This window comes from Gordonia amicalis NBRC 100051 = JCM 11271, from assembly GCF_000332995.1.
Lineage (GTDB): Bacteria > Actinomycetota > Actinomycetes > Mycobacteriales > Mycobacteriaceae > Gordonia > Gordonia amicalis.
On record NZ_BANS01000007.1, the window covers coordinates 17202 to 42807 of the forward strand.

The 25606-nt window shown below is 67.6% G+C and carries 23 protein-coding genes and 1 pseudogene; 10 read left to right on the forward strand and 14 right to left on the reverse strand.

What is annotated here, in order from left to right; translation table 11 throughout:
• Positions 1-3: 3 nt before the first annotated feature.
• Together egtD and egtB are read right to left on the reverse strand one after the other, a co-directional pair.
• The gene (egtD, locus tag GOAMI_RS03580) at positions 4-1014 is read right to left on the reverse strand and encodes an L-histidine N(alpha)-methyltransferase (RefSeq protein WP_006435023.1); all 1011 of its coding nucleotides are present in this window, start codon (positions 1012-1014) and stop codon (positions 4-6) included.
• Complete coding sequence (egtB, locus tag GOAMI_RS03585; RefSeq protein WP_006435024.1) at positions 1011-2315, reverse strand: ergothioneine biosynthesis protein EgtB; 1305 nt, start codon at positions 2313-2315, stop codon at positions 1011-1013. Before egtB ends, egtD begins: the two co-directional genes overlap by 4 nt.
• Before the next feature lie 177 nt (positions 2316-2492).
• Between egtB and GOAMI_RS03590 the strand changes: the two are divergent.
• Positions 2493-3247: pseudogene (locus GOAMI_RS03590) on the forward strand (Clp protease N-terminal domain-containing protein).
• A 5-nt stretch (positions 3248-3252) separates the two neighbouring features.
• Here the strand turns inward: GOAMI_RS03590 and GOAMI_RS03595 are convergent.
• Positions 3253-3747, reverse strand: coding sequence for a DUF5709 domain-containing protein (locus GOAMI_RS03595; protein WP_006435026.1), 495 nt, complete (start codon positions 3745-3747; stop codon positions 3253-3255).
• 132 nt (positions 3748-3879) lie between these two features.
• Between GOAMI_RS03595 and GOAMI_RS03600 the strand changes: the two genes are divergently transcribed.
• Positions 3880-4452, forward strand: coding sequence for a hypothetical protein (locus tag GOAMI_RS03600; RefSeq protein WP_006435027.1), 573 nt, complete (start codon positions 3880-3882; stop codon positions 4450-4452).
• Between the two features lie 90 nt (positions 4453-4542).
• Here the strand turns inward: GOAMI_RS03600 and GOAMI_RS03605 are convergent, their stop codons facing one another.
• Positions 4543-4974 carry a DoxX family protein gene (locus GOAMI_RS03605; RefSeq protein WP_006435028.1) on the reverse strand — a complete coding sequence of 144 codons (432 nt, stop codon included), beginning with the start codon at positions 4972-4974 and terminating at the stop codon, positions 4543-4545.
• Positions 4975-5193: 219 nt separating this feature from the next.
• Here GOAMI_RS03605 and GOAMI_RS03610 point away from each other — a divergent pair, with 219 nt between their 5' ends.
• Together GOAMI_RS03610 and GOAMI_RS03615 are read left to right on the forward strand one after the other, a co-directional pair.
• Positions 5194-6561, forward strand: a complete 1368-nt coding sequence (locus GOAMI_RS03610; protein ID WP_006435029.1) for a M1 family metallopeptidase — start codon at positions 5194-5196, stop codon at positions 6559-6561.
• 7 nt (positions 6562-6568) lie between these two features.
• Positions 6569-7873, forward strand: coding sequence for a polysaccharide biosynthesis protein (locus tag GOAMI_RS03615; protein WP_006435030.1), 1305 nt, complete (start codon positions 6569-6571; stop codon positions 7871-7873).
• 126 nt (positions 7874-7999) lie between these two features.
• Here GOAMI_RS03615 and GOAMI_RS03620 read toward each other — a convergent pair whose 3' ends face one another.
• Entirely contained in the window at positions 8000-8845 is an 846-nt protein-coding gene (locus GOAMI_RS03620; protein WP_006435031.1) for a glycosyltransferase family 2 protein, read from the reverse strand.
• A 67-nt stretch (positions 8846-8912) separates the two neighbouring features.
• On the opposite strand from GOAMI_RS03620, the gene ppgS reads away from it, so the two are divergent.
• Complete coding sequence (gene ppgS / locus GOAMI_RS03625) at positions 8913-9614, forward strand: polyprenyl-phospho-N-acetylgalactosaminyl synthase PpgS (protein ID WP_006435032.1); 702 nt, start codon at positions 8913-8915, stop codon at positions 9612-9614.
• 7 nt (positions 9615-9621) lie between these two features.
• Positions 9622-9969 carry a DUF2304 domain-containing protein gene (locus tag GOAMI_RS03630; RefSeq protein ID WP_006435033.1) on the forward strand — a complete coding sequence of 116 codons (348 nt, stop codon included), beginning with the start codon at positions 9622-9624 and terminating at the stop codon, positions 9967-9969.
• Between the two features lie 254 nt (positions 9970-10223).
• On the opposite strand, the gene GOAMI_RS03635 is transcribed toward GOAMI_RS03630, so the two are convergent.
• Positions 10224-10844, reverse strand: coding sequence for a dTDP-4-dehydrorhamnose 3,5-epimerase family protein (locus GOAMI_RS03635; protein WP_006435034.1), 621 nt, complete (start codon positions 10842-10844; stop codon positions 10224-10226).
• Positions 10845-10872: 28 nt separating this feature from the next.
• Entirely contained in the window at positions 10873-11748 is an 876-nt protein-coding gene (gene rfbA / locus GOAMI_RS03640) for a glucose-1-phosphate thymidylyltransferase RfbA (RefSeq protein WP_006435035.1), read from the reverse strand.
• Positions 11749-11901: 153 nt separating this feature from the next.
• Between rfbA and rfbB the strand changes: the two genes are divergently transcribed.
• Positions 11902-12906 (forward strand): dTDP-glucose 4,6-dehydratase, encoded by a 1005-nt coding sequence (gene rfbB, locus GOAMI_RS03645; RefSeq protein ID WP_006435036.1) that lies wholly within the window; start codon positions 11902-11904, stop codon positions 12904-12906.
• A gap of 101 nt (positions 12907-13007) precedes the next feature.
• A complete protein-coding gene (gene galE / locus GOAMI_RS03650) occupies positions 13008-14027 on the forward strand; it encodes a UDP-glucose 4-epimerase GalE (protein WP_006435037.1) in 1020 nt (339 codons plus the stop codon).
• Positions 14028-14031: 4 nt separating this feature from the next.
• On the opposite strand, the gene GOAMI_RS03655 is transcribed toward galE, so the two are convergent.
• Entirely contained in the window at positions 14032-14868 is an 837-nt protein-coding gene (locus tag GOAMI_RS03655) for an MBL fold metallo-hydrolase (RefSeq protein WP_006435038.1), read from the reverse strand.
• Between the two features lie 207 nt (positions 14869-15075).
• Here GOAMI_RS03655 and GOAMI_RS03660 point away from each other — a divergent pair, with 207 nt between their 5' ends.
• Positions 15076-16680 carry a DUF222 domain-containing protein gene (locus tag GOAMI_RS03660; protein ID WP_006435039.1) on the forward strand — a complete coding sequence of 535 codons (1605 nt, stop codon included), beginning with the start codon at positions 15076-15078 and terminating at the stop codon, positions 16678-16680.
• 149 nt (positions 16681-16829) lie between these two features.
• Here the strand turns inward: GOAMI_RS03660 and GOAMI_RS03665 are convergent, their stop codons facing one another.
• The 3 genes from GOAMI_RS03665 to GOAMI_RS03675 form a co-directional block, all read right to left on the reverse strand.
• Complete coding sequence (locus tag GOAMI_RS03665; protein WP_006435040.1) at positions 16830-18947, reverse strand: DUF6541 family protein; 2118 nt, start codon at positions 18945-18947, stop codon at positions 16830-16832.
• Between the two features lie 100 nt (positions 18948-19047).
• A complete protein-coding gene (locus tag GOAMI_RS03670; protein WP_006435041.1) occupies positions 19048-20313 on the reverse strand; it encodes an MFS transporter in 1266 nt (421 codons plus the stop codon).
• A complete protein-coding gene (locus GOAMI_RS03675) occupies positions 20310-20960 on the reverse strand; it encodes a GntR family transcriptional regulator (RefSeq protein WP_006435042.1) in 651 nt (216 codons plus the stop codon). The genes GOAMI_RS03670 and GOAMI_RS03675 overlap by 4 nt, the downstream gene beginning before the upstream one ends.
• Before the next feature lie 266 nt (positions 20961-21226).
• On the opposite strand from GOAMI_RS03675, the gene GOAMI_RS03680 reads away from it, so the two are divergent.
• A complete protein-coding gene (locus GOAMI_RS03680) occupies positions 21227-22423 on the forward strand; it encodes an NAD(P)-dependent malic enzyme (protein WP_040004559.1) in 1197 nt (398 codons plus the stop codon).
• Positions 22424-22465: 42 nt separating this feature from the next.
• Here the strand turns inward: GOAMI_RS03680 and GOAMI_RS03685 are convergent, their stop codons facing one another.
• From GOAMI_RS03685 to GOAMI_RS03695, 3 genes are all read right to left on the reverse strand, one after another.
• Entirely contained in the window at positions 22466-23581 is a 1116-nt protein-coding gene (locus GOAMI_RS03685) for a TIGR03364 family FAD-dependent oxidoreductase (RefSeq protein ID WP_006435044.1), read from the reverse strand.
• A gap of 37 nt (positions 23582-23618) precedes the next feature.
• Positions 23619-24632: a zinc-binding dehydrogenase gene (locus tag GOAMI_RS03690; protein WP_006435045.1), complete on the reverse strand. Its 1014-nt coding sequence runs from the start codon at positions 24630-24632 to the stop codon at positions 23619-23621.
• Positions 24633-24760: 128 nt separating this feature from the next.
• Complete coding sequence (locus GOAMI_RS03695) at positions 24761-25510, reverse strand: phosphonatase-like hydrolase (protein ID WP_006435046.1); 750 nt, start codon at positions 25508-25510, stop codon at positions 24761-24763.
• Positions 25511-25606 lie beyond the last annotated feature (96 nt).

Consider the following 25606-nt stretch of genomic DNA (forward strand, 5'->3'; position numbering starts at 1 on the left):
TCGTCAGCGTCGGCTCAGAGTGAGCGCGAAATCCCCGGCCGGGTCGGTCCACACGGTGACCACCTGCAGTCCGGCGGACTCGAGTTCGTCGCGGAGTGCATCCGGCTCGAACTTCGTACTGATCTCGGTGTGGACCTCGGCGCCGGCAGGCAGCCGCCAGGCTCGGCCCAGGACCTCGAAGTACGCGTCGATGTCCCGCCGGGCACGCAGCCACATCTCGATGCGATGTTCGCCCGGGTTCCAGCGCGCGATGTGTTCGAAGTCGTCCGCATACAGTCCGCGGGCATCCAGTCCCGTCCGCAGGACCTCGATGAGGTTGCGGTTGAAATCGGCTGTGACGCCCGCCTTGTCGTCATAGGCGGCCACGAGTCGGCCGGTGTCCTTGACGAGGTCGGTACCGAGCAGGAAGAAGTCACCGGGCGAGAGCGCCTTCGCCAGACCCTGATAGAACTCGCGCCGCGCCTCGGGATTGAAGTTCCCGATGGTGCCACCGAGGAACACCGCGAGGCGGGCGCCGTCGGCGTCGGGGAGATGGAGGTCGGGTTCGGTGAAGTCCGCGCCCAATGGGACGATCTCGACGCCCGGATAGTCGGCGGACAGCACATCGGCTGTGGTCGTGAGCATCTCGGAGCTGACATCCACGGGAACGTAGGTGAACCGCCCGGAGTCGGGGGTGGCGGCACTGAACGCGTCGAGCAGCAACCTGGTCTTGGTGGAGGTGCCCGAACCCAACTCGACCATCACTTCGGCATGCGTGGCCGCCACGATGTCGGCCGAATGCTCACGCAGGATCGCGGTCTCGCGACGCGTCGGATAGTACTCGGGAAGCCGGGTGATCTCATCGAAGAGCCGGCTTCCGCGCTCATCGTAGAGCCACTTGGTCGGCAGCGTCGGCGGGTCCTGCCACAGACCCCAAAGCGCGTCCGCGGCAAGTCCTGTCGTCGCCTTCTCGACTTCGGTACGCGTGTCGTCGCGCTCGGATGTCCTGGGCTGCGCTTCGCGCTCGGGAGTCATCGAGCGAGCCGCAGTCCCGAGAACACCCACCGCGACGCAGCGGGAAAGAAATTGCGGTAGGTGATCCGCTCATGCCCCGGCGGCGTCACCGCGCTCGCGCCACGCAGGACGTGCTGGTCGGACATGAACTTTCCGTTGTACTCACCGACGGCCCCGTTCGCCGGGACGAATCCCGGATAGGGCAGATGCGCGCTCGCCGTCCACTCCCACACGTCACCGACCATCGCGGTGCCGGCCCGGCCGGGGTGACATCGGCCGGGATCGAGAAGCCGGCCCCGCGCGTCGCCGAGTGTTCCGGCCGCGACCTCCCATTCGAATTCGGTGGGCAGTCGGGCGCCGGCCCAGCGGGCGTAGGCGTCGGCCTCGTAGAAGGACACGTGGGTCACCGGCTCGTCGGGCACGACGGGCCGGCGTCCGGAGAGGGTGAAGGTGGTCCACCCACCGTCCTCTTCGCGCCAGTAACCCGGCGCATGCCAATCGGTTTCGTGGATCTTCGCCCACCCGTCGGAGAGCCAGAGCTCGTGGCGCCGATATCCGTCGTCGGCCATGAACTCCAGCCAGCCGGCGTTGGTCACCAGCCGATCGGACACCGCGAAGTCCTCGAGGTGGACCCGGTGGCGGGGGCCCTCGTTGTCGTAGGAGAATCCACTTCCGACAGCGCCGATCTCGTGCACCCCACCGGAGAACTCCCGCCAGCCGAGCGGCGCGGACCGCCCGGGCACGTCGGGCTCCCGGTCGACGTAGACCGGCCCGAACGCATGCGTCGAGAACAGGTGCTTGATGTCCATCAGCAGCAACTCCTGGTGCTGCTGTTCGTGGTTGCAGCCGAGCTCGACCAATTCGAGCGCCGCGTCGTCGAATCGCCCGGCCTCGAGAGCCTCGACCATCGCTGCGTCGACGTGCTCGCGATAGCGTGTCACGTCGCGTACGCCCGGTCGCGTGACGAGACCGCGATCGGGGCGCGGATGTCGTTCTCCCACCGTTTCGTAGTAGCTGTTGAACAGGTACCGGAAGGTCTCGTCGTACACGACATAGTCCGGGTTCTGACGGAGGATGAACTCCTCGAAAAACCAGGTGACATGCGCCCGATGCCATTTCGCGGGACTCGCCTCGGTCATCGACTGCGGCGTCTGGTCTTCAGGTGAGAGTCGTTCGGCGAGAGCATCGGTCAGCGACCGCACCTCGAGAAACCGTCGGACGGTGTCGGGACCGTCCGCCGTGGCGACACCCGGAGGCCGGGCAACCGGGGACTCGGGATCTGATCTCGGGTCCGGGCGGACGGTGGATTCGGTGATGCTCACTGGAAAACCTCCCGTGGCAAGGCGGTGGAGTGCGGCGGCGTCTTCGGCGGATCTCCGCATCCATCGTCACGACGGTTTGCATCCGTGTCAACGATGGCCGGCCTTGCCCCCGATTCGCTGAATGATCGATCGTCAACCGAGGGTTGACGAAGTTCGGCCGTCACCTACGGTTGGCGCATGACGAAGAACGCCGTTCCCATTCGGCTGGACGACCTCATCGCAGCGATCCGCAAGGTGCACGACGACCCCTCGACCAGCTGTCCGACGCGGTATTGGCCGCGGCTCATCTCGACGAGGTCGCCGACAGTCTGATCGGCCATTTCGTCGACCAGGCGCGCCGCTCGGGCGCTTCGTGGACTGCGATCGGGGCCAGCATGGGCGTCAGCAAGCAGGCCGCCCAGAAGCGGTTCGTCGACCGGGTGTCGGCCGCCCGCGGCACCGACGGCGGCCTGGCCGGCGAGTCGCACCCGTTCTCGCGGTTCACGCCCCGCGCGGCGAACGTCCTGATGGCGGCCAACGGTGCGGCGGCCGCCGATCGAGCCGAGTACGTGACCCCCGCCCACGTGGCGGCAGCCATGACCGCCGAGCCGCAGGCCCTCGTCTTCGTCGTGCTGCGGGAGTTCGGCGTCGACCCCGATGCGTTCTCCGATGCCGTGGCACAGCTCGTCCCGGCGCCGCGGGACGTCCCGGATGCCGAGGCATCGTCCGTCGTGCCCTACGACGCCGCCGCCAAGGCGGTCCTGGAGGCGACCGTCGGCATCGCCGTCGACCTCGGTCACAACTACGTTGGCACCGAACACCTGTTGCTCGGGCTGTTCACCGACGATCCGGTGGCCGGTGCGCTGACCGGTCTCGGACTCGACGACAGCGCGATCCGCGACAAGATCGTCGCCACACTCGCGCAGTTCGGGGAAGCTCCGCCGGCCGAGTAGCCGAACTACTCCTGCTCCGAGATGTAGTGCACCGCGGCCTCCTCGGCCGAGGCCGCGGCGCCGTCGATACCCGCATCCGCGGCCACTGCTTCGGCCTCCGTGTCGATCCCCGATCCCTCGTCCGGGGCGATCAGCCGGCCGGCACGCCGGTCACCGACCTCGTCACCTTCGTCGAACTCGTCACTGCGATCGGAATCGTGCGCACGCCAATCGGTTCGGGCGTGCTCGTCGGCAGTGATCTCGTCGAGCGGATCGACCGCACCGACGTCGGGCTCCTCCTCGGCCAGCCGCTCGTCGAGGGTCTCCCCCTCCGCCTGCTCGCGGACCGTGAGTCCGTGGATCGCAGCCTTGGGCGGGTAGTCGGGTGGCGAGTAGCCCTCGTCGAGGACGTCGTCGACGCCGCGGTCGACCAGGGTGTCCTCCGGCTGGAGCTGGTCGTCCTGGTCGAGGCTGAACTCGCCGTCGGAGCCTTCCGGGGTGCTGCCGATATCGTCCTTCACCCTTGCCACGATGCCAGCCGAACGGGGCGTGTGCCAGAGTTCCGCAGACTTGTCTGGGACACGTGACCTCGGGTGGTCCCAGTTCGGGCAAAGCGCCGGTGACCGCCGGCGGAATCGGCGAGAATGTCGAAGATGATCGAGGAATTGCAGGCCGAGGCCGAAGCCCTCCTCGCCGCGGGCGAATACGAGCACGCGCTGGCCGCGTTCTCCGTGCTCCGCGAGGTCAGAGCACGACGCGAAGGACCGTACTCGACGAAGTACCTGTCCAATCTGCACGACTGCGTCCGATGCATGTCCCACCTGCAGTTGTGGATGGACGCCAACTACCTCTGCAGCGAGTTGCACGGCAAGTACGTGCGGACCCACGGTCGCGGGGAGGCCGACACCGTCGACGTCGCCAAACACTGGGCCTGGGCACTCGTGAACCTCCACGACTATCCACCGGCCATCCGCCTCTACCTCATGACCGCCGATGCCCTCTGGGAGGTCGATCCCGGTCAGGCACAGCGCCTTCTCGGTGCCGCGGTGATCCACCGGCACGACACCGACCCCCTGGCGATCCTCACCCCCGGCGTCATCGACGGGGTGGGGCTCCACCACGCCGACGAGGAACGGACCGTGATCTCGCGTCTGGTGGCCGAACTGGCCGACACGGACACGGCGTCGCGGAGCTCGGCCACCATCGACGGCTTCGCGATCGCCTGACGCATCGCACGATCTCGCCACCCCCGCCCCGTCGCGCTGTTCGGGCTACGCAGCTGCGCGGAAGTGGCGATCCTGTCTACCGTCGACGTCTCAGACCACCTCGGTCCGTCGGCGGCGGCGTCGCAGGAGGTAGTTGTCCGCGGCTACGCGTCCGGCCGAGGTGAATCCCACCGCCAGCAGTCCGGCGATCAAGGCCAGCGGCCATTCGTAACCACTGTCGGTGTTCCAGAATCCCGCATCCCAATGAACGAAGACGATCGCGCCGATCATGTCCGCGATCAGCAGCGTGGCGACGATGGGCAGCAGGAGGCCCAGGATCAACAGGATGCCGCCGACCAGTTCCACCCAGGTCGCGTAGTACGCGGCCAGATCCGGAAAGGGCACGTCCATGCCCGCCGGACCGAAGGCCACCTTGGTGGCGTCCATCCCCTGTGTCACCAGCTTCTGCCAGCCGTGGGCGATGAAGATGATGCCGAGTATCAGTCGCGCGAGAAACTGCGCGACACTGCCGAATCCGGTCATAATGCTGCTCCTCGCATCGTCGGACGGGCCTGGTTCCCCGCCGCCAGGTACTCTCACAGTGTCCGCGACGACGAGACCTCGTCGCGGGTGATACGCCAAAATCGAGTCATCAACCGCAACCGCACCGTGACCACAGGCACCGCATCGCCGGCGTCCGATGACGCGGCCGGCAGCAGGCGGGCGAACGTGCCATACGGCAGAACGGAGTAGGAGTCGAGAGTGCCGGGAAAGTCTGGCCCTGGGTCACGGGGGCACGCCGGGGAGCCCTTCCTGGGTGCACCGTCCGACGTCCTCGATCCCTACCTGCCGGACAACGGAAATCTCGGCTTCCGGATCTCGCGCTACGACCTCGAACTCGAGTACAAGGTGTCGAGCAACCGCCTCGAGGGCACCGCGGTCCTGACCGCGACGTCGCATCGGGAACTCAGACGCTTCACACTCGATCTCGCGAGCTCGATGTCGGTACAGCGGGTCTCGGTGAACGACAAGCGTGCCCGGTACAGCCATCGACGCCACAAGCTGTCCATCACTCCCGACACCCCGGTACCGCCCGGCGGGGCCATGACGATCACCGTCCGCTATCACGGCAACCCCCGGCCGATCCGTGGCCCCTGGGGCGAGGTCGGCTGGGAAGAACTGACGGACGGCTCACTCTGCGCCAACCAACCCAACGGCGCGGCGTCGTGGTTCCCGTGCGACGACCATCCGAGTGCCAAAGCGCCGTACCGGATCTCGATCACCACCGACAGCCCGTACCACGCACTCGCCAACGGCGTACTGGAGTCCAAGCGGGTCCGCGCTGCGCAGACCACCTGGGTCTATCAGCAGGTGGAGCCGATGCCGACCTACCTCGCGTCCATCCAGATCGGTCAGTACAAGCAGATCTCGTTGGCCAGCAAGCCTTTTCCCGTGATCGGCCTCATCCCGTCCCGCCTCGAGGGGAACTTCGGGATCGATTTCGGCCCGCAGATGGAGATGATCTCGGTGTTCGTCGAGATGTTCGGACCGTACCCGTTCCCGCAGTACACCGTCGTCGTCACCGACGACGAGCTCGAAATCCCCATCGAGGCACAGACTTTCTCGACGTTCGGCGCGAACCACTGCGACGGCAGCCGGGACGCCGACCGTCTCATCGCCCACGAGCTCGCCCACCAGTGGTTCGGCAATTCGGTGACCGCGGCACGGTGGCGCGACATCTGGCTGCACGAGGGATTCGCCTGCTACGCCGAATGGCTGTGGAGCCAGCGGTCGGGCGGTCGCAGTGCCGACGAATGGGCACGCCACTACTACGAGAAGCTCGATGCGAACCCGGTGCGGGTGCCGCTGGCCGACCCGACCCCGCGCAAGATGTTCGACGACTGGGTCTACAAACGCGGTGCGCTCACCCTGCACGCCTTGCGGCTGAGAATCGGCGACGGCGACTTCTTCGCGCTTCTGCAGCGCTGGACCGAGAAGTACCGCTACGGGTCGGTGACGACCGAAGACTTCATGGCGCTCGCCGCCAACCACTCGTCGAAGCCGCTCAAGGACCTGTGGGACGCCTGGCTGTTCACCCCGGAACTGCCGCCGTTCCCCAGTCCGTCCTGAGGATCCGATGACGGACGTGCCGGCACCGACGCCGGAGACGCCTTCCGGCGCGGCCGGAGAAGTCGACACCGACGCGCGTTCGCTGGGACGCGTCACCGTCGCGACGCTCATCGCCGCCGCGTCGGGCTATCTGGTGCTGCTGCTGGCCGCACGTCACCTCGGTGCGATCGGGTACGGCGTCTTCGCGGTGTTCTGGGCTGCCTACGGTCTGGTCACCGGTGCACAGAACGGTCAGCTGCAGGAGACGACGCGCGCGGTGCGCGCGGCATCCGGTGGTGGGGCTCGGTCGCGGCCGCTGGTCGTGAACATCGGGATCGGCGCCGGTCTCGCCGTACTGGTGGCCGCGACGTCACCGCTGTGGAGCGGTGAGGTGTTCACCGATCGACGCTGGCTGTCGGTGGCATTGCTGGCGATCGGGGTGGCGAGCTTCGCGGTGTACGCCCACCTGTGCGGTGCGTTGTCCGGGATGCTGAGTTGGTCGTCGTTCGCGGTGCTGCTGTCGGTCGACGCACTGATCCGCCTGGCCGGTGCCGTCGTCGCGGTGGCCGCCGGCTGGGGTACGACGGCCTTCCTGATCGTCACGGTCATCGGTTCGGTGTCGTGGTGCCTGCTGCTGGTCGGGTCCCCCGCGGCCCGACGCGCGGTCGGGATCGGCGGAGACGTACCCCCGCGCCGACTCACGACCAACACCCTCACTGCGATGGCAGCCGCCGCCGCGAGTGCCGTTCTCGTCATGGGCTTCCCCGTGCTGATCAACCTGACCGCCAACCTGCGCGGCACCCCCGACGCCGGCGAGGCCCGGGTGATCGGCGCGCTGATCCTGGCGGTGACCCTCACGCGTGCACCGCTGCTGGTGCCGCTCAACAGCTTCCAGGGCGTGCTGATCTCGCGCTTCGTCGATCACCGTGACCGACGGCTCGCGGCGCTGGCCGCCCCGCTCGGCGTCGTCGGCGTCGTCGGCGGGGTCGGGATCCTGGCCGCGTGGCTGGTCGGGCCCTGGCTGCTCCGGTCCATCTTCGGCGCCGACTTCGACCTCGACGGCATCGTCGTCGCATCGCTCACCGCCGGCGCCACCTGCCTCGCCCTGCTGACCGTCACCGGTGCGGCCGCGATCGCCGCAGGTGCCCACCGCTGGTACGCCGCGGGCTGGTGGGTCGCCACCCTGGTCGCCGTCGGGTTGCTGCTGATCCCGGCCGACGTCGAGGTCAGAACGTGCGTCGCGCTCGTCGTCGGCCCGCTGGTGGGGCTCGTCGTGCACATGGTCGGGGTGTTGCGGCACCGAGCTAGGACCGACAATCTCTCGCCGACCTGAGGTTTCCACCTGCCGCCCGAGGTGCGAGGAGCGCAAGCGACGAGCCACGAAGGGCCTGGTGAGACGGCGTCGATAGCCCGTCGTGGCTCGCTCCGCTCGCACCTCAGGGAGCGGAGGGGGCAGGCCCTACCCGCGGCTGAGCTTGCCTGCCACCGCACCCACGCGGGCCTGCAGGTGATTGAGCCTCGACGTCGCATGCAGCCGTGCCGCCCGGGCCGCCGTCGGCCAGCCCCGCGCCGCGCACCGTTCCGCCTCGGCGGCGAAGAAGCGGTTCTCCTCGTCGAAGCGGCGACCGTCGACGGCCTGCACCGAACTCACCGACGCGCGGTGGCGGCGGTAGGAGAACACGACCTCGGGGTCGTAGACGAGCGAGCCGTCCTGTGCGGCGAGGTCGACGAGAAGCGCGAGGTCGAGGACGATCTCCAGCCCGGGCCGGAACCCGACCTTCCGCACCGCGGCGGTCCGCCACAGCAACGACGGAAAGTAGGTCCAGTTGCCGTGGTAGAGGCTGGTGGCGAGGCGTTCACCGGAGAGCACGGTCGCGCGAGAGGGAGCCAGCACGTTCTTGATGCGGTCCCCGAGCGGACGCACCGCCTGGCCGTTCTCGTCGATGACGTCGACGCCGGGCGCGATGACCGACGCTTCCGGGTGATGCCGGGTGAGGGTGCGGACGGTCGCGAGGTAGTCGGCGTGCATCACGTCGTCGCAGCCCATGACGACGAACCAGTCGGCGGTCACGAGGTCGACGCAGCGGCGGAAGTTCCCGTTGACGCCGAGGTTGGTGCCGTTGCGCAGGTAGCGGACACGCGCGTCGTTCAGCGAGGCGAGCCATTCGCGGGGCGTCGGGTCGGGATAGCAGTCGTCGACCACCACGAGCCGCAGATCCGGGTCGCTCTGATCGAGCACGCTGGTCACCGCCTCGCGGAACTGCGCGACGTCGCCGTAGAAGGGCATCATCACGTCGATCGGCACCCGACCAGACTAGCCGGGCCGTGCCGGGCGATGAGTACCGCGACCGGCCGGGTTAGGGTTGTTCACCATGGCCGACCCCATCACCAATGCCGACGTCTGGCTGGTGGTACCCGTCTTCAACGAAGGACAGGTGATCCGGGAGGTCGCGACCAAGGCTCGCGAGACCTTCCCCAACATCGTCTGCGTCGACGACGGCTCGTCGGACAACTCGGCCGAGGAGATCAAGACCGCCGGCGTCCACCTCGTGCGGCACCCGGTGAACCTCGGGCAGGGCGCCGCGATCCAGACCGGCGTCGAATACGCGCGCAAGCAGCCCGGGGCCCGCTTCTTCGTCACCTTCGACGCCGACGGGCAGCATCAGGTCGACGACGTGTCGGCGATGGTCGCCCGCCTGCGGACCGAACCGGTCGACATCATCGTCGGCACCCGGTTCGCCGAGGGACGCAGTGAGTCGGTCCCGCTGCTGCGGCGGATGGCGTTGCGCACCATCGTCTTCCTGAGCCCGCGAACGCGACGGCTCGGATTGTCCGATGCGCACAACGGACTTCGCGTCTTCAACAAGAAGGTCGCCGACGACCTCGACCTCCTCATGAGCGGCATGAGTCACGCATCGGAGTTCATCGCGCTCATCGACCACCACAAGTGGCGGGTCGCCGAGCAACCGGTCACGATCCTCTACACCGAATACTCACGCGCGAAGGGACAGTCGCTGATCAACGGGATCAACATCGTCGCCGACGGCCTGTTCCACACCCGGATGAGGAAGTGAGGACTCGATGATCTGGTTCCAGATCCTCGCGATCATCGGCCTGCTCGCGCTCGTCGGATTCTTCGTCGTCAACCGCGGCACCGCCCGGTCGTCGGCCGGTGTGAAGATATTGTTCGTCGCGTTCGTGGGTTTCGGCCTCTACGCGATGCTGCGCCAGGACGACGTCACCTGGGTCGCCAACAAGATCGGCATCCAGCGCGGCCTCGACCTCGTGCTGTTCCTGCTGGTCATCGCGTTCGCGTTCACCACCGTGTCCACATATCTGCGGTTCCGCGACCTCGAGGTGAAATACGCCCGACTCGCCCGCGCGATTGCCTTGCAGAACGCCGAAAAGCCCGAAGATCCCGCCGCCTGACCCTTCGATACGCCCCTCCGCAAGCTCCGGGGCTACTCAGGGAGCGGAAGGAACACGCCCTCCGCAAGCTCCGGGGCTACTCAGGGAGCGGCAGGAACACGCCCTCCGCAAGCTCCGGGGGCTCCTCAGGGAGCGGGGCCCCAAAGGTTCCGGGTGAGTACCGCACAGCGGTGCGAATATCGCGTCCATCTCAGGGCCTTCCAAGGGCGATATGCCCTCGGATGGTGCTCACGGGGACGAGTTTTTCGGGCGGTTCACCGCGCGGCGAGTCCCCGCAGGTATGCGGCGACGTCGTCGTGGTTCGGCAGCAGTCCCGACTCCCGCGCCTCGGTGAGACCCGGTGCGGCGGTGTCCTTCTGGGACAGTTCGTAGTCCAGCGGCGACCCGTCGCGGGCCTGCGTCGGCCACTCGATGCCGAGTTCGGGGTCGAGCGGGTTGATGCCGTGTTCACCCGACGGGTTGTACCCGGTCGAGCAGAGGTAGGTGACGGTCGAGTTGTCGGCAAGCGCGCAGAAAGCATGTCCGAGACCTTCGGACAGGTAGACGGCGCGACGGTCGACGTCGTCGAGCAGGACGGTGTCGTAGGTGCCGAAGGTCGGGGAGCCGACGCGGATGTCGACGATGACGTCGAGGATGGCACCCGACGCGCAGGTGACGTACTTCGCCTGTCCCGGCGGGACATCGGCGAAATGCACGCCGCGCAGCACACCCGCCGCGGACACGGACAGATTGACCTGGGCGAGGTCGAAGCGGTGCCCGATCACCTCGGCCAGCAGGTCCCCTTTGAACGCCTCGGCGAACAGCCCGCGTGCGTCGCCGTGCTGCACCGGCGTGAGTTCCCACGCGCCGTCGATCGTGAGCGGTCGCACCTTCATGGATGAGCCTTTCGCGTCGGATGTGTACTCAGAATCCCTTGCCTCGCTGCAGGAGTTCGAGCAGGTAGTCACCGTAGCCGGACTTGCGGAGTTTCTCCGCGCGAGAACGGAGTTCGTCGTCGTCGAGCAATCCACGACGCCACGCGATCTCTTCGGGCACAGCGATCTTGAGGCCTTGGCGTTGTTCGACCGTGCGCACGAAATTGCCGGCGTCGAGGAGGCTGTCGAAGGTTCCGGTGTCGAGCCAGGCGGTCCCGCGCGGCAGGACCGTCACCGAGAGTTTGCCGCGTGCCAGGTAGTGGGCGTTGATGTCGGTGATCTCGTATTCGCCGCGTGCGCTGGTTTTCAGGTTGCGGGCGATCTCGACCACCTCGTTGTCGTAGAAGTACAGGCCGGGCACCGCGAAGTTCGACTTCGGTTGTGCCGGCTTCTCTTCCAGCGAGATCGCGGTCCCGTCGGCGTCGAAGTCGACGACACCGTAGGCCTCCGGATTGGACACCCAGTAGGCGAAGACCGCTCCGCCGTCGACGTTCTCGAAACCCTGCAACCGGCTGCCGAGACCGGGTCCGTAGAAGATGTTGTCGCCGAGCACGAGTGCGACCGACTCGTCGCCGATGTGGTCGGCGCCGAGGGTGAAGGCCTGGGCGAGGCCGTCGGGCGAGGGCTGGGTCTTGTAGGTGAGATTGATGCCGAACTGGTCGCCGTTGCCGAGCAGTCCCTGGAAGGCGGGCGCGTCGTGCGGGGTGGTGATGACGAGGATGTCGCGGATACCGGCGAGCATCAGCGTGGAGAGCGGGTAGTAGATCATCGGCTTGTCGTAGACCGGGACGAGCTGCTTGCTCACACCCTGCGTGATCGGGTGCAGGCGTGTGCCCGTACCGCCGGCCAGAATGATCCCTCGCATGCGCCACAGCCTAGTGCCCGACGCTCCGGCTCACTGCGCGCACACCCGGGGGCCATGGCCGGTCCCCATCCGCGTGGCAAGCTCGTCACCTCGGGTCGGGGTGCCGGTCTCGGTAGAGTTGCGTCGACGAATACCTCAGGCGGAAGGATCGATGTGCGTGTTCTCGTGACCGGTGGTGCCGGTTTCATCGGCGCCAACTTCGTGCTGCGCACGCTGGCCACCCGCCCCGAGTGCTCGATCCGGGTGCTGGACAAACTCACCTACGCCGCCAACCCCGAGACCCTGGCCCCCGTCGCCGACCGGGTCGAGCTGATCGAGGGCGACATCGCCGATGCCGCCCTGGTCCACCAACTGGTCGGCGAGGCCGATCTGGTGGTGCACTTCGCCGCCGAATCCCACAACGACAACTCCCTGGCCGACCCCTCGGCCTTCGTCCACACCAACCTCGTGGGCACCTACACCCTGCTCGAAGCCGTCCGCGCCCATCAGGTGCGCTATCACCACATCAGCACCGACGAGGTCTACGGCGACCTCGACCTCGACGACCCGGCGCGTTTCACCGAAGCCACCGCCTACAACCCCTCGAGCCCCTACTCGTCGACCAAAGCCGGCTCCGACCTGCTCGTGCGCGCCTGGGTGCGCTCCTTCGGCGTCGCTGCCACCATCTCCAACTGCTCCAACAACTACGGCCCGTACCAGCACATCGAGAAGTTCATCCCCCGCCAGATCACCAACGTGCTCTGCGGGGTACGCCCCAAGCTCTACGGCGACGGCCGCAACGTGCGCGACTGGATCCACGTCGACGACCACAACGACGCCGTCTGGACCATCATCGACCAGGGGCGGATCGGCGAAACCTATCTGATCGGCGCCGACGGCGAGGTCGACAACCGCACCGTCGTGGAAACCATCCTCGAACTCCTCGGCCAACCCACCGACGCCTTCGACTTCGTCACCGACCGCCCCGGCCACGACCGCCGCTACGCCATCGACTCCACCCGCCTGCGCACCGAACTCGGCTGGCAGCCCAACTACGTCGACTTCCGCGCCGGCCTGGCCGCCACCATCGACTGGTACCGCGACAACACCAGCTGGTGGCAACCCGCCAAAGACGCCGTCGAACAGAAGTACGCCGCCACCGAACGGGTGACGGGCTGACCTCGATACGGGCCTCGGGTAGCCCCTCGGCCCTACTCGGCCTGGCAGTGGTGGCGCCCGCCGTTTGGCGTTCTCCCAGCTCCGCCCCCTACGGTGTTCACATGCGCGTACTCGTGAGCGGCGGCGCGGGCTACATCGGCTCGCACACCGTGATCCAACTGGTCTCCGCCGGACATGACGTCGTCATCGTCGACGACTTCAGCAATGCCAAGCCCACGGTCGTCGGTCGGCTCGAGGCCTTGAGCGGTCGTTCCATTCCGGTACACGCCTTCGACCTCGCGGACGTGGACAAGACCGAGCACTTCTTCGCCCACGAGGACGTCGACGCGGTGATCCATTTCGCCGGATACAAGGCGGTCGGCGAGTCGGTGGCCAAGCCGCTGGACTACTACCAGAACAACCTCGGCACGACGTTCTCGCTGTTGCGGGCGATGGAACGCCACAACGTGCACACGCTGGTCTTCTCGTCGTCGGCGACCGTCTACGGCGCCGACCCCGAGTTGCCGATGACCGAGGACCTCCCGACGTCGGCGACCAATCCGTACGGCTGGACCAAGGTGATGATCGAGCAGGTGCTGCGCGACGTCGCGGCCAGTTCCGACGCCTGGCGGATCGCGGCGCTGCGCTACTTCAACCCGGTGGGTGCGCACCCGAGCGGTCAGATCGGTGAGGACCCGTCGGGCATCCCGAACAATCTGATGCCCTTCGTCGCGCAGGTCGCGGTGGGCCGGCGCGAGAAGCTGTCGGTCTTCGGCGACGACTACGACACCCCCGACGGCACTGGCGTCCGCGACTACATCCACGTCGACGACCTCGCCGCCGGCCACGTTGCCGCGCTGGACCGTATCAGTACGGGTGACACCGGCATGTCGACGTGGAATCTCGGTACCGGCCAGGGTGTTTCGGTCCTCGAAGTCGTGCACGCTTTCGAGAGGGCGAGCGGCAAGCCGATCCCCTATGAGATCGCACCGCGCCGGCCCGGTGACATCGCCGCGTCGTACGCCGATCCCACCCGCGCGAACGCCGACCTGAACTGGCACGCCACCAAGACGATCGACGACATGTGCGCCGACACCTGGCGCTGGCAGTCGGGAAACCCGACGGGCTATCCGGACGCCTGAGCCGTCACCGAGCGGCGTACGGATCGTCGGGATCGACGGTCTCGTCGGTGGCCCACCCGATGTAGCGGCGGGCCGACGTCTCGACGACCTCGCGTGCGTTCTCGTCGACGACGACGCCGAACGCGTCGTACAGTCGATCGAAGGGTAGTGCCGTGACCCGGTCGGCGATCTGACGAACGAGTCTGGGCGACAACGGGATCATGTTCGGGTAGCTGCGCATGAAGGTCACCATCCCCGGCTGCATGACGCCCTTGATCGTGTCGCCGGTCAGCAACGCTCCCCGACCGTCGGCGGCGTCCGGCAGGTGCAGGACGGCGCTACCCGGAAAATGCCCGCCGCACTGGATGATTCGCACCTCGTTGAGGATCTCGGCGTCGCCGGACCAGAACTCGACGACAGGATCCGGCCGGGTCAGCCATCGACGATCGAGATCGTTGTAGTAGACCGGCACCCCACCGAACCGGTGGCTGAGAGACACACTGGCGCCGTAGAGGTGCGGATGACTGGCCGTGATGGCTGCGACGCCGCCGCATTCCACCAGCCGGTCGACGAGAGAGGGACCGACGAAACCCGGTGGTTCCCAGAGGATGTTTCCCTGCGAAGTGGCCACCAGGAATCCCTGCTGGCCGATGCCGACCGACGGCCTCAGCGAAAGCCGGGTGAGGCCCGGCTCGACCACGGCGACGTCCAGCGCATTGTCGGCGTTCTCGTCGAGTCGAGTCCACTGTTGTCCGCTCGTCGGAATCCACTGCCGGTCGTCGTCGCAGATCGGACAGACCTCGGGAAGGTCCGCGTCGGGCGCGAACTCGTTCGCGCAGAAGACACACATCCACGGCTGCATGACTCGACGCTAGCCCGGGTCCGGTTCCCAGGTCGACGATTAGGACAGACGGGGTTCGACGAACCGACGAGGCCCAAAAGGTACCAGACGCCACCGACAGAAACGTCGCTACCGGATTCTCTCGACATTCGTTGCAGCACTGAAGAATCGGGCGTACTATCGAACACACGTTCGTTCGCAGCATCGGTTTCGAAGGGGGTGCCCGTCATGTCCGACATCTCGCATGGCGATCCGGCCGTCCCGGAACCGTCCGACGCCGCCCCGCGTTCTGATGCCGCCGCACTCATCGATCAGCTCCACTCCCTCATCGACGAGCTGCAGACAGTCAATCTGACCTCGTGCACCGATTCCGAACTCGTGGAAGTCGCCGCGGAGACCGAACGTGCCATCGCGCGACTGAGTTTCGCCGGTGACCGTCAGGTCGTCGATGCCACCGAACGTGACCTACCCCGAAAGACCGGGCACCGCAGCGTCATCCAGTTCATGACCCACCGCCTGCGGATCGCCGAACCCATGCGACGCCGCGACCAGATGTCTGCCACCGCAACCTTTCCCAGCCCCACCGGCGAACCACTCCCACCCCAGCACCCCACCCTGGCCGACGCCTTCGCCGACGGGCATGTCGGCCCCGCCCATGTGCGCGCGGTCATCGACGTCCTCGACCAGATCCCGCACGCCGTCGACCACGACGTCAAGGTCGCCGCCGAACGACAGATGACCGAGATCGCCGTCGACCACACCCCCGCCGACATCACCAACCTCGGTGCCCGACTGCTGGCCCACCTCGACCCCGACGGCACCCTCACCGACGACACCGACCGCAAACGACGCCGCCAACTGTGGGTCAACCGCCAACGCGCCGACGGCACCGCGAAGATGACCGCCACCCTCACCCCCGAACTGCTCGCCCGCATCACCATGCTCCTGGCCGTGTGGGCCAAACCCGGCATGAACAATCCGAACGATCCCGACTCCCCCCACGGGTCGATCGACGACGCCGACCCCGACGCGGTAGCTGCCGCCGCCGACCGCGACGACCGCACCCCGGCCCAGTTGAACCACGACGCCCTCAACGCCCTGCTCAAAGTGGTGTTCGAGGACGGACTCCTGGGTAAGAGCCACCGCGGACTCCCCGTGCAGATGATCTTCAAAGCCGACCTCAACGATTTGATCCGCGAAGCCGGGTTCGCCACCACCGCCACCGGCACCCTGATCCCGATCAAAGATCTCATCACCCTCGCCGCCGACGCCCAACCCTGGCTGGCCGTGTTCAAAGACGCCACCGCGATACCGCTCTACTTCGGGCGCGGCAAACGCCTGGCCACCCGCGAACAACGCCTCGTGTCCTTCGCCCGACCCGACGGCGAGGTCTGCTCCACCCCCGACTGCGACCTAGCGGCCACCCACGTGGAAATGCATCACGCCCAACTCGATTGGGGTCTGGGCGGGCTCACCGACATCACCGACCTGACCCCCGCGTGCTCGAAACACAATCGGATGGTCGGCGATCAACCCGGCCAATACACCACCCGCATGGTCCGCGAGGGACCCGACGAAGGGCGTTGCGCCTGGCGGCTCAATGCCGAACCCGGAGCGCCCCCGAATCCCGAACGCATCAACCGGCGACCCGACATCCCCCGCCGATTCGCCGAACACCTCCAACACGTACGCACCGACATCCACGGACCCACCACGGCGTCCGGCGATCAACCACGCCTGCACCTGCGCCAAATCATCGACCTACGCAACGCCTCCGACGCCGAAGCCACCCTCGCCTCGATAATGCTCGCCGCCGCATACCCGCGCGCCTGAGATGGCATGGGTGTGACGTTGTGCCCGGAATCCGGGCACAACGTCACACCGATCGAAAGCAGGGAGCCCGATGCTCGCGGAGGGCGGCGCGACGAGCAGGCGTCGCACCCAAGCCGAGGACGCCGGACAGCATGCGACCTCGTCCCGGGTCAGCCCGCGGGCGGCGCCTCGACAGGCGGGGCGCCCACAGCCGGCACACCCTCCACGGGCGCAGGCGGGTACACCAGGTCGTTGACGCGGTAGACGACGGCCTCGCCCTGCCGGAACACCTCGGTCAGGCCGGGAGCCCCGTTCTCGCGCAGTTCCAGGAACGGGTCGCCCTGGTGGCCGTTCTCGGGATCGGGCCGGCCGCGCTGGAACTCCCAGTAGCTCGTCGGGGAGTCGATCACGTAGTGCACGTTCATGTCCCGGACGATCTGGTCGATCGCGGGGTCGGCGCCGATCTTCGCGACACCCCAGAAGACGTCGCGCTGCCGATCGGAGAACTCGTTGGCGCGGTAGAACGGGAACATCGGGGTGACGCCGGTGACCGGGTACATCCAACCGGTGCCCTGGTCGAGGTTGTTGAGGACGAGCACGTCCTGGGCGTCGGGTTGCGAGGCGAGCCATGCGTAGGCGGCGAGGTCGTCAGGGCCGATGTACTTGCCGCCCCGTTCCTTCGACGCGATCTGCGCGTTCGGCGAGTAGCGGACCACCGCGGCGCCGGCGATCAGGGCCAACAACACCACGTACGTGGTCGTGACCAGCCAACCGGCGCGGTTCGTGCCCGTGGTGGAGGTCTCGTCGGACGGCCCGAACCGCCGCCCGACGACGCCGATGAGGGCGACCACGGCCACGCCGATCGCGACACCTGCGGCCGCCGCCGAGAAGATGGCGACCACGAAGGTGAGTCGGTGTGGCGAGTTGTAGAAGTAGCCCCCGATGGCGCCGAGCGGGTAGGACAGCGGGCCGAGTGACACCACCGAGTTCGTCGTCACGAGCGCGAAGACCAACCAAGCCGCGAGTCCGGCCCAGCACCGCAACCAGGCCAGGACCCCGAGGCCGAGGACGGTCACGATGATCAGCGGCCAGACCGGGAAGTGATCGAGATTCAGCGGGATCGTGCCGTTGAACGCACCCTGCGCCAGGCCGTCGAGTATTCCGATCCCTTCCTCACGGAAGTCGAAGAACGGGAGTTCGTTGGTGTCCGCGACGCGGATCGTGCCGAGGACCACCGGGAAGATCAGGATCAGCGTGAGGACGGCGGTGACCGCGAGGGTCGCGAGATCACCCACACGGCTCACCGCCGGTCGCCAGAGGCCCTCACACAGCCACCACAGTCCCACGATGACGCCGACGAGGATCAGACCGGAGGGATGCGTGGCCGTCACACCGGCCACCGCCAGAGCGGCCGGTAGCACACGAGACCGGTCGCGGACCACGCTGAGAACCAGTACCGCCGCGACCGGAGCAAGACTCACGCCAACCGCATTCGGCACCGAGGTGAGCTGCACTTCGACGTACGGCAGTGACGGGAACAGCGCGGCGACGGCGGCAGCGGTACCCGCGATGAGAGCGGAGGTGTCGACGTCGTAGCGGTGTCGGGCGAACCAGTAGGCCAGCGACGCCACACCCAGCGGCACCGTGACCGCCAGTACCGCAGGCGAATACGTGTTGTACAACTCGACCGGATTCGCGCCGGTCAGCGGGAACAGCAAGGCGCCCAGGGCATGCCACGTGTTCGGGTAGTAGTTGAACCCGTGGGTGTCGTAGTTCATCAGCTCGCCCATGCGCAGGGCCGAACCGATCCCGGTCTCGTGGATCCACCGCAGAGAACTGGCGTGCCACAACGAGTCCCACACCTGCGAGATGTTGTCGAGTCCCGCGAATGCGGTCTTGGCCACCGGCCGAATGCAGGTGATCGCGATGATGAGCCCGCCGAGACCGAGACCGGGGACCACGCGCAGCATCGCGGTACGCCCGACTCCTGGTTCGCTCGTATCCGCAGGCACGGGCACAAACCGACGTCCGACGCCGGTGCGCAGCAGGCGGGAGTACGCCCACGCCCCCGCGAGAGCGAGAACCAGCCCCACGAGCGCCGAGATCGGGTTCCACACGAAGCCGACCGCGGAGTACAGCACGGTGAGGATCGAGACCAGCGCGAACGTGATGGCCGGTCCCGCCGCGAACGCCACCGGCCACGGCAGGTTCATCCGGCGTCCTACGAATGCACCAGGCAGGATCAGCACCAGCGCGGACACGATCACGACCCACGCAGCCAGCACCATCACTCCGCGCCTTTCCACACTCGCCTGTCACCCGCGGTGGGACCCGTTTCCACTCCCTGCCGGGCCCGACCAAACACTCAGCAGGGTACCCGGCGTCGTATCAGTGCGACTGTCCGGTGACGACGCTCTCGTCGGGCATCGATTGCCCGTCGGACACCGGGAGGACCTCCGGGCGATGCTTCGAGTGCCCGGACGCCGCGACGGCGAGGCAGGCCAGGGCTGCGACCGCACCGAACACGAACATCTCCGTGTAGGTGATCGACGTCCAGGTCCCGGTGATCCAGGCCAGGACCGCGGGGACGGCGAAGCCGAGGTAGGTCACGCTGTAGAACACCGCGGTCAGACCGGCGAGGTCGTCCGGACCGGCGATGCGCTGCACCTCGAGCAGGCCGGCGATCAGTGCCATCCCGTAGCCGCAGCCGAGAAGGGTTGCGGCGACCAGTGACAGCCACACGGTCAGCACGTGTGCCGCCACGGCGGCGACGAACATGCCCGCGACGAGGGTCGTGAGCGCGACGACCACGCCGCGCGAACTGCCCGGCACATCGATGCGCCGACCCACCGACTGGATGCCGAACCCGGCGCCGAGTCCGAGGACACAGCACAGGGCGGCGAAGGCGATCGGCGCCCCGGAGGTCCGTGCCGACATGAGCGCCGGGATGATCGCGTACGCCGTCGCGGCGGCACCGAAGACCCACGGCGCGACCGGCAGGACCACGAACATGAAGCGTCGGTGACCGGCGGCGGGGATACGCAGGTCGTCGCGCAGGCGGCCGGGCGACAGGCTGGGAAAACGCGTCTCGGGCACGACAGCCAGAAGAGCCCCCGCGCACACCGCGACGGCGATGTTCACCAGGTACGGCAGCACATGCGGCCACGGACCCCACTGGGCGAGCACGCCGGCGACACCCGCGCCGATACCGAAGCCGGCGGTCAGGCTCATCGCCGCACGTCCGGCGCCACTCCCGGCTCGCGCACCGTCACGGTCGGACAGTTCCTTGATCCAGCTGCCGCCGACCGCCATCGACAGGCCAAGCGCGACGCCGCTGCAGATGCGTCCCACGGTCAGCAACGCCACCGACTGCGACCCCGCGGCCAGCAACACCGAGCCCAGCGCCGCGAACACCGGCGCCGGCAGCATCAGGGGACGACGGCCGAACCGATCCGACAGCGGTCCGCCGATCAGCAGTGCGGGGACGATGCCGAGGACATACGCGAACAGCAGGGCGTCGACGACGACCGGCGAAAGACCGCTGATCTGGCGGTACATGACGAGCAGCGGGGTGAACTCGTTACCGCCCCACGCGGTCGCGAAGACGGCCAGCGAGACCGCGGGCCATCCGAAGCGGTGACGGTTGTCGGTCATGCGGGTTCTCCCGGGAGGTCATGGACACCGGCGAGGTGCCCCGCCAAGAGGTGTTCGAAGCGGTCGGCGTCGGCGGACTCGATGGCGCCGAGGAGGTCGAGGTGGTCGGCGATGATGCGGGCGGCCACCCCGGCGTCGCGGTGCACCGAGGCGATCGTCATGCGGCGATGCCGCTCGCCCAGCGTCGTATAGAAATCGGCGAGGAGCGGGTTGTCGCCGGCCGCGGCGATCAGCTGGTGGAACTCGGCGTCGAGCCGCGAGAACTCGGCGACGTCGGTCGTGTCCGCTCGCCGGTGCGCCTCGAGGTTGGCTCGCAGTCGCGCGGCCAGCTCGGCCACGGCGGCGGGACGGGAGGTGACCGCCCGGACCGCGTGACCTTCGAGGAGACGTCGGGCGTCGACGACGTCGCGCTTCTCGCGGTCTCCGATCGGTACCACGAGCGCCCCTCGCTTCGGGTAGAGCCGCATCCACCCCTCGGTCTCGAGCCGCAGGAATGCCTCACGCACGGGAGTGCGGCTCACCGAGCACCTCGAAGCGATCTCACCCTCGCTGATCAGCTCACCGCCGGCGATCTCATTTGTGAGAATTTGCTCTTTGACCTCGGCATATACCCGCTCAGCAGCGGATTCAGCAGAGGTCTGCGACATAGACACAAGTTGTACCTTACCAATGCCTGATGGCGCCGTCACCAGGGCAGACCCGACTTCCATGACGGTCCTCATCGGTGAGACACTTGATGCGGCCGTAACGAGCGTCACCCTCGCTCACGAGCCCTGATCGCGTCCGCTGAGCCACCCGCTCGCGTCGATGCGGATCTCGACAGCTCGCGGGCAACGTGGCCGGCGAGACGATGCAACCCGCGTTTCGCGGCATTCAGGAGGACCCGACCGTGACGAGCACGGAGGACACACGTATGGGCGACACCCCGATCACCGAACCGACCATTGCCGATCTGCCGATCACCGATGACGAGATCTTCTTGGCGCACGCCGGCGGCAAGCTGTCCGTCGAGTTGCGCTCGCCGATCGACACTCAGCGCGACCTGTCGATCGCCTACACCCCGGGCGTCGCCCAGGTGTCGCGCGCGATCGACACCGACGCCACCCTGGTGAACAAATACACCTGGACCGACCGTCTGGTGGCCGTGGTGAGCGACGGATCGGCTGTGCTCGGTCTCGGTGACATCGGCCCGCGTGCGTCGCTGCCGGTCATGGAGGGCAAGTCCGCACTGTTCCGTAGCTTCGCCGGGCTGAATTCGATCCCGATCGTCCTCGACACCAAGGATCCCGACGAGATCGTCGAGACCCTGATCCGTCTGCGTCCGAGCTTCGGCGCGGTCAACCTCGAGGACATCTCGGCGCCACGCTGCTTCGAGATCGAGCGGCGCGTGATCGAGGCCCTCGACTGCCCGGTCATGCACGACGACCAGCACGGCACCGCCATCGTCGTCCTCGCCGCCCTGAAGGGCGCGACGACGCACCTCGGCCGCGACATCACCGGCCTGCGCGTGGTGATCTCCGGCGCCGGCGCCGCGGGTGTCGCATGCGCCAACATCCTCCTGGCCGTGGGCGTCTCGGACGTCATCGTGCTCGACTCGAAGGGCATCGTCTCGGAGGGACGCGACGGCCTGAACGAGTCGAAGGCCGAGCTGGCGAGCCGCACCAACCCGCGTGGCCTGACCGGCGGCGCCGTGGAGGCCCTCGAGGGCGCGGACGTCTTCATCGGCGTCTCGGCCGGTCTCATCCCCGAGGAGATCATCGCGTCGATGAACGACGACGCGATCGTGTTCGCGCTGTCGAACCCCGATCCGGAGATCCACCCCGAGGCCGCCGCCAAGTACGCGGCCGTCGTCGCGACCGGACGCAGCGACTTCCCGAATCAGATCAACAACGTCCTCGCCTTCCCGGGCGTCTTCAAGGGCGCACTCGACGCCGGCGCCCGCCGGATCAGCGAGGGCATGAAGATCGCTGCGGCAGAAGCGATCTTCTCGGTCGCCGCCGAAGACCTGCGCGCCGATCGCATCGTGCCCAGCCCGCTCGACGACCGGGTCGCACCGGCGGTCGCGGCCGCGGTCGCCAAGGCCGCGCAGGACGAGGGTCTCTGCTCCTGATCGAAGGCTGCGCCTGGCGCCGCTCACCGCGGCGCCAGGCCGCTACCAGCCCATCAGTCCCGCAGATTCTTCCGCGCTGGCGGGCCCCAACGTCATCCCCCGCCCGCCCGGTCCGGTGACGGCCCAGACTCCGTCGGCGATCGACTCCCGGCACACGATGCGATCAGGTTCGGTGCACTGGCTGTAGACACCGGCCCAGCGTCGTTGAATCTGCGGTAGGGCCCTGCCCAGCAGGCCCTCCGTCACCGCCACCAGATGCGCGTAGGGGTCCTCGTCGACGTCGAACGCGAACGGCTCCTCGTACTCATGGGTGTCCCCGATGGTCAGCCCGCCGTCGAGCCGCTGAACACACAACAACTGCATGCCCTGCTCGGCTGCGATCGGTCGTTGCGGCTCGGTTCGCCGCAGTTCGTCCAGCGCCGGCCCGGCGAACCCCGGGTAGTAACGCAGGCTGTCGCCGTCGGCGATGGAGGTCGTCAGCCGCTGCCCGAGCGGGGCCGTCTGCATCATCTGCAGCCGCACCCGGCGGATCGGGAGCTCACCGAACACCTCGTGCAGGAGACCGCGGTGATTTGCCCCGGGGCACAACAGGACACAGTCACCGGCGTGGACCGTGCCGGCGTCGTCACGCACGGAGGTCCCGTAGATGTCGCGAGCCTCCACACCCGGCACGAATGTATACCGCCCCGAACGCGCGAGATGCGCTCGGAGAGCCGGCATCGCCTGTCGCGACTCGACCGCGGCATCGCTCGTACAGTTCAGTCCGGCAAGATATTCGCCTTGAAGGGCCGGGTTGATCTCGGCGACCTGGGCTCTCGTGAGGAGGCGAAAGCCGCGGCGGTCGGCATCCTCACGGGCGACGACCTCCTCTGCGACTGCCACTTCGGCAGCGTTGCGCAGCAATGTGATCGACCCATTGGCACGAAATCCGACAGCCGGGACCAGTGCCCCGATCTCCTCCCAGAGCACGCGCGACCGCAGCGTGATCTCCAGTTCGGGCGCCGACCGGCCCGACACCCACACCAGACCGAAGTTGCGGACCGTCGCGCCCCGCGCCTCCAGCTCACGGTCGAGGTGAACGACGTCGTGACCTCGTTCGACGGCCATCCAGGCGTGCGCGGTTCCGGTGATTCCGGCTCCGACGATGATCACGCGCATCGATTCAGATCCTCTCGTTTCCCATCGGTTTCGGGGTCTACGGCGCGACGGCGACGCGTAGCTTGCGGCCGGGGGCCGACCGCACCGCGGTCTCGATCTGTTCGAGTGGTAGCGGATCGGTCACCAGTTCCGACCACGGATGACGATCCACCGTGCGGCCGAGAAAGGCGACGGCCTCCCGCAGATGGCGTGGCTCATAGTTGTGGATGCCGGTGATCGTCCACCAGCGTCGGACGATCTGCTCCGGATCGACTTCCAGCAACGGCCCCGGGGCGACGGACCCGGCGAGAACGAGTGCCCCGGAGATCGCAAGCCGCGGAAGGCTTTCCCGGATGAACGACGCGGCACCGGTGAAATCGAGTACTGCATCGACCATCTCGCCGTCGTCGAGCAGAGCTCCGAAGCTGACCGCTTGTCCGAGTCGGACCCGGTCGGGGTCGACGATCATCGCGTGGGCCCCGCGGTCGGTGCACACCGCCGCGGCGGTCGTACCAAGCATGCCGGCACCCCGGATCAACACCCTGCGGCCCGACATGTCGCCGGCGCGCTCGACCGCGGCCATGACCGTGGCCGTCGCGCAGGCGGCCGGAGCGGCCACCGCGTCGCCGAGATGCTCCGGAACCCTGACCACCGCAGTACCCGAAGGCAGCACGATGTGTGTGGCATAGCTTCCCGACAACGTCCAGTCACTGTCGAAGGACTCGTGGCCGACTTTCCGTACTCGCCGGCACTTGGCGGTGATCCCGCGCCCGCAGCGGTCGCATTCACCGCACGCGACCGTGACCGACCACACGACCCGGTCGCCCACCCGCGCGGGTGCGCCCGCGCCGACTGCGACGACCTCGCCGACCGCTTCGTGCCCGAGGACCGACGGGCACGGCGACTGTCTACGCCCACTGACGGTGTGCAGATCACTGCCGCAGACCGTCGCCAGTCGGATTCTGACGACGATCTCTCCTCGCCCCGGCGCGGGTAGCGGCATCTCGACGATGTCGATCCGATCGCCCCGCCACACGGCGGCGCGGGTCAGACCTGTTTCGAACGTATCCATGCCGACAACCTTTCGATGGCAAACACAATGACGAAGATGACGATCCCGAGGACCGTGGACGTGCGGATGCCGACGTCGAGAAGCCTGCGAATCATCATGGGGTGACGCGATTCTGGGGAAGGGAGTGCTCAGGAGTCGGGGATCAGCGCGGGGAGGTCTGCGACCGAGGCGAGCACGGCGTCGGCACCGGCCGCACGGAGGGTGGCCTCGTCGTGTGCGCCCGTGAGGACTCCGACCGAAAGGCCGACGCGCGCACGACGGGCGGTCTCGATGTCACTGGAGGTGTCGCCGACGACGATCACGTCGGCCAGGTCGTCGACCTGTGCGGTCAGGGCCGCGGCGAGTACGAGATCGGGGTATGGCCGGCCGCGCAGGCCCGCGGTAGGTGCCAGGACGTGGTCCACGGCCTCGGTCCATCCCAGAGTTCTGAGGATTCGCTGTTGCGTCGCGGGACTGAACCCGGTGGTGAAGGCGGTCGCGATGCCCCGAGCGCGAAGACCGGCGAGCACTTCGGAAGCCCCCACCACGGGTTCGACTCCGCGGGTGATCAGTTCTCCGTAGGCGCGTTCGAACTCTTCGTTGGCGGTTTCGGCTGCACCCTCGGCGCCGAAGAGGGCACGAAAGACCGCGATCTTCGATTGCCCCATGGTGTCGAGCACGTACTTGCGGGCGCGTTCACGTGCCTCTCCCGCCTCGGGGACGCCGACCGCGGTGGCCGCTGCCTCGAAGGCCTGGGTGACGAGACCGTCGTCGACGACGGTGGTACCGGCCATGTCGAAGACGACCAGCTGAACGGGACCGGTGATGTACTGGGGGACAGTCGAGTCGGTGACCTCCGAGTTCGGTGTGCGGATGCTGCCTGAAGTCTGCATGCGCACAACTCTCACCTTTGGTATAGCCCAACTCGGGTGGTTCCTCCGAACTCCAGATGAACACTCGGCTTCCATTTGGTCTAGACCAAGTTTTGATAGCTT

Excerpts from the sequence above, each read along its gene's own strand:
- egtD (WP_006435023.1), bottom strand. The coding sequence starts at position 1,014 with ATGACTCCCGAGCGCGAAGCGCAGCCCAGGACATCCGAGCGCGACGAC.
- GOAMI_RS03600 (WP_006435027.1), top strand. The coding sequence starts at position 3,880 with ATGATCGAGGAATTGCAGGCCGAGGCCGAAGCCCTCCTCGCCGCGGGC.
- GOAMI_RS03605 (WP_006435028.1), bottom strand. The coding sequence starts at position 4,974 with ATGACCGGATTCGGCAGTGTCGCGCAGTTTCTCGCGCGACTGATACTC.
- GOAMI_RS03615 (WP_006435030.1), top strand. The coding sequence starts at position 6,569 with ATGACGGACGTGCCGGCACCGACGCCGGAGACGCCTTCCGGCGCGGCC.
- ppgS (WP_006435032.1), top strand. The coding sequence starts at position 8,913 with ATGGCCGACCCCATCACCAATGCCGACGTCTGGCTGGTGGTACCCGTC.
- GOAMI_RS03630 (WP_006435033.1), top strand. The coding sequence starts at position 9,622 with ATGATCTGGTTCCAGATCCTCGCGATCATCGGCCTGCTCGCGCTCGTC.
- GOAMI_RS03635 (WP_006435034.1), bottom strand. The coding sequence starts at position 10,844 with ATGAAGGTGCGACCGCTCACGATCGACGGCGCGTGGGAACTCACGCCG.
- rfbA (WP_006435035.1), bottom strand. The coding sequence starts at position 11,748 with ATGCGAGGGATCATTCTGGCCGGCGGTACGGGCACACGCCTGCACCCG.
- galE (WP_006435037.1), top strand. The coding sequence starts at position 13,008 with ATGCGCGTACTCGTGAGCGGCGGCGCGGGCTACATCGGCTCGCACACC.
- GOAMI_RS03655 (WP_006435038.1), bottom strand. The coding sequence starts at position 14,868 with ATGCAGCCGTGGATGTGTGTCTTCTGCGCGAACGAGTTCGCGCCCGAC.
- GOAMI_RS03660 (WP_006435039.1), top strand. The coding sequence starts at position 15,076 with ATGTCCGACATCTCGCATGGCGATCCGGCCGTCCCGGAACCGTCCGAC.
- GOAMI_RS03665 (WP_006435040.1), bottom strand. The coding sequence starts at position 18,947 with ATGGTGCTGGCTGCGTGGGTCGTGATCGTGTCCGCGCTGGTGCTGATC.
- GOAMI_RS03670 (WP_006435041.1), bottom strand. The coding sequence starts at position 20,313 with ATGACCGACAACCGTCACCGCTTCGGATGGCCCGCGGTCTCGCTGGCC.
- GOAMI_RS03675 (WP_006435042.1), bottom strand. The coding sequence starts at position 20,960 with ATGTCGCAGACCTCTGCTGAATCCGCTGCTGAGCGGGTATATGCCGAG.
- GOAMI_RS03680 (WP_040004559.1), top strand. The coding sequence starts at position 21,227 with ATGGGCGACACCCCGATCACCGAACCGACCATTGCCGATCTGCCGATC.
- GOAMI_RS03685 (WP_006435044.1), bottom strand. The coding sequence starts at position 23,581 with ATGCGCGTGATCATCGTCGGAGCCGGAATCACCGGAACCGCGCACGCC.
- GOAMI_RS03690 (WP_006435045.1), bottom strand. The coding sequence starts at position 24,632 with ATGGATACGTTCGAAACAGGTCTGACCCGCGCCGCCGTGTGGCGGGGC.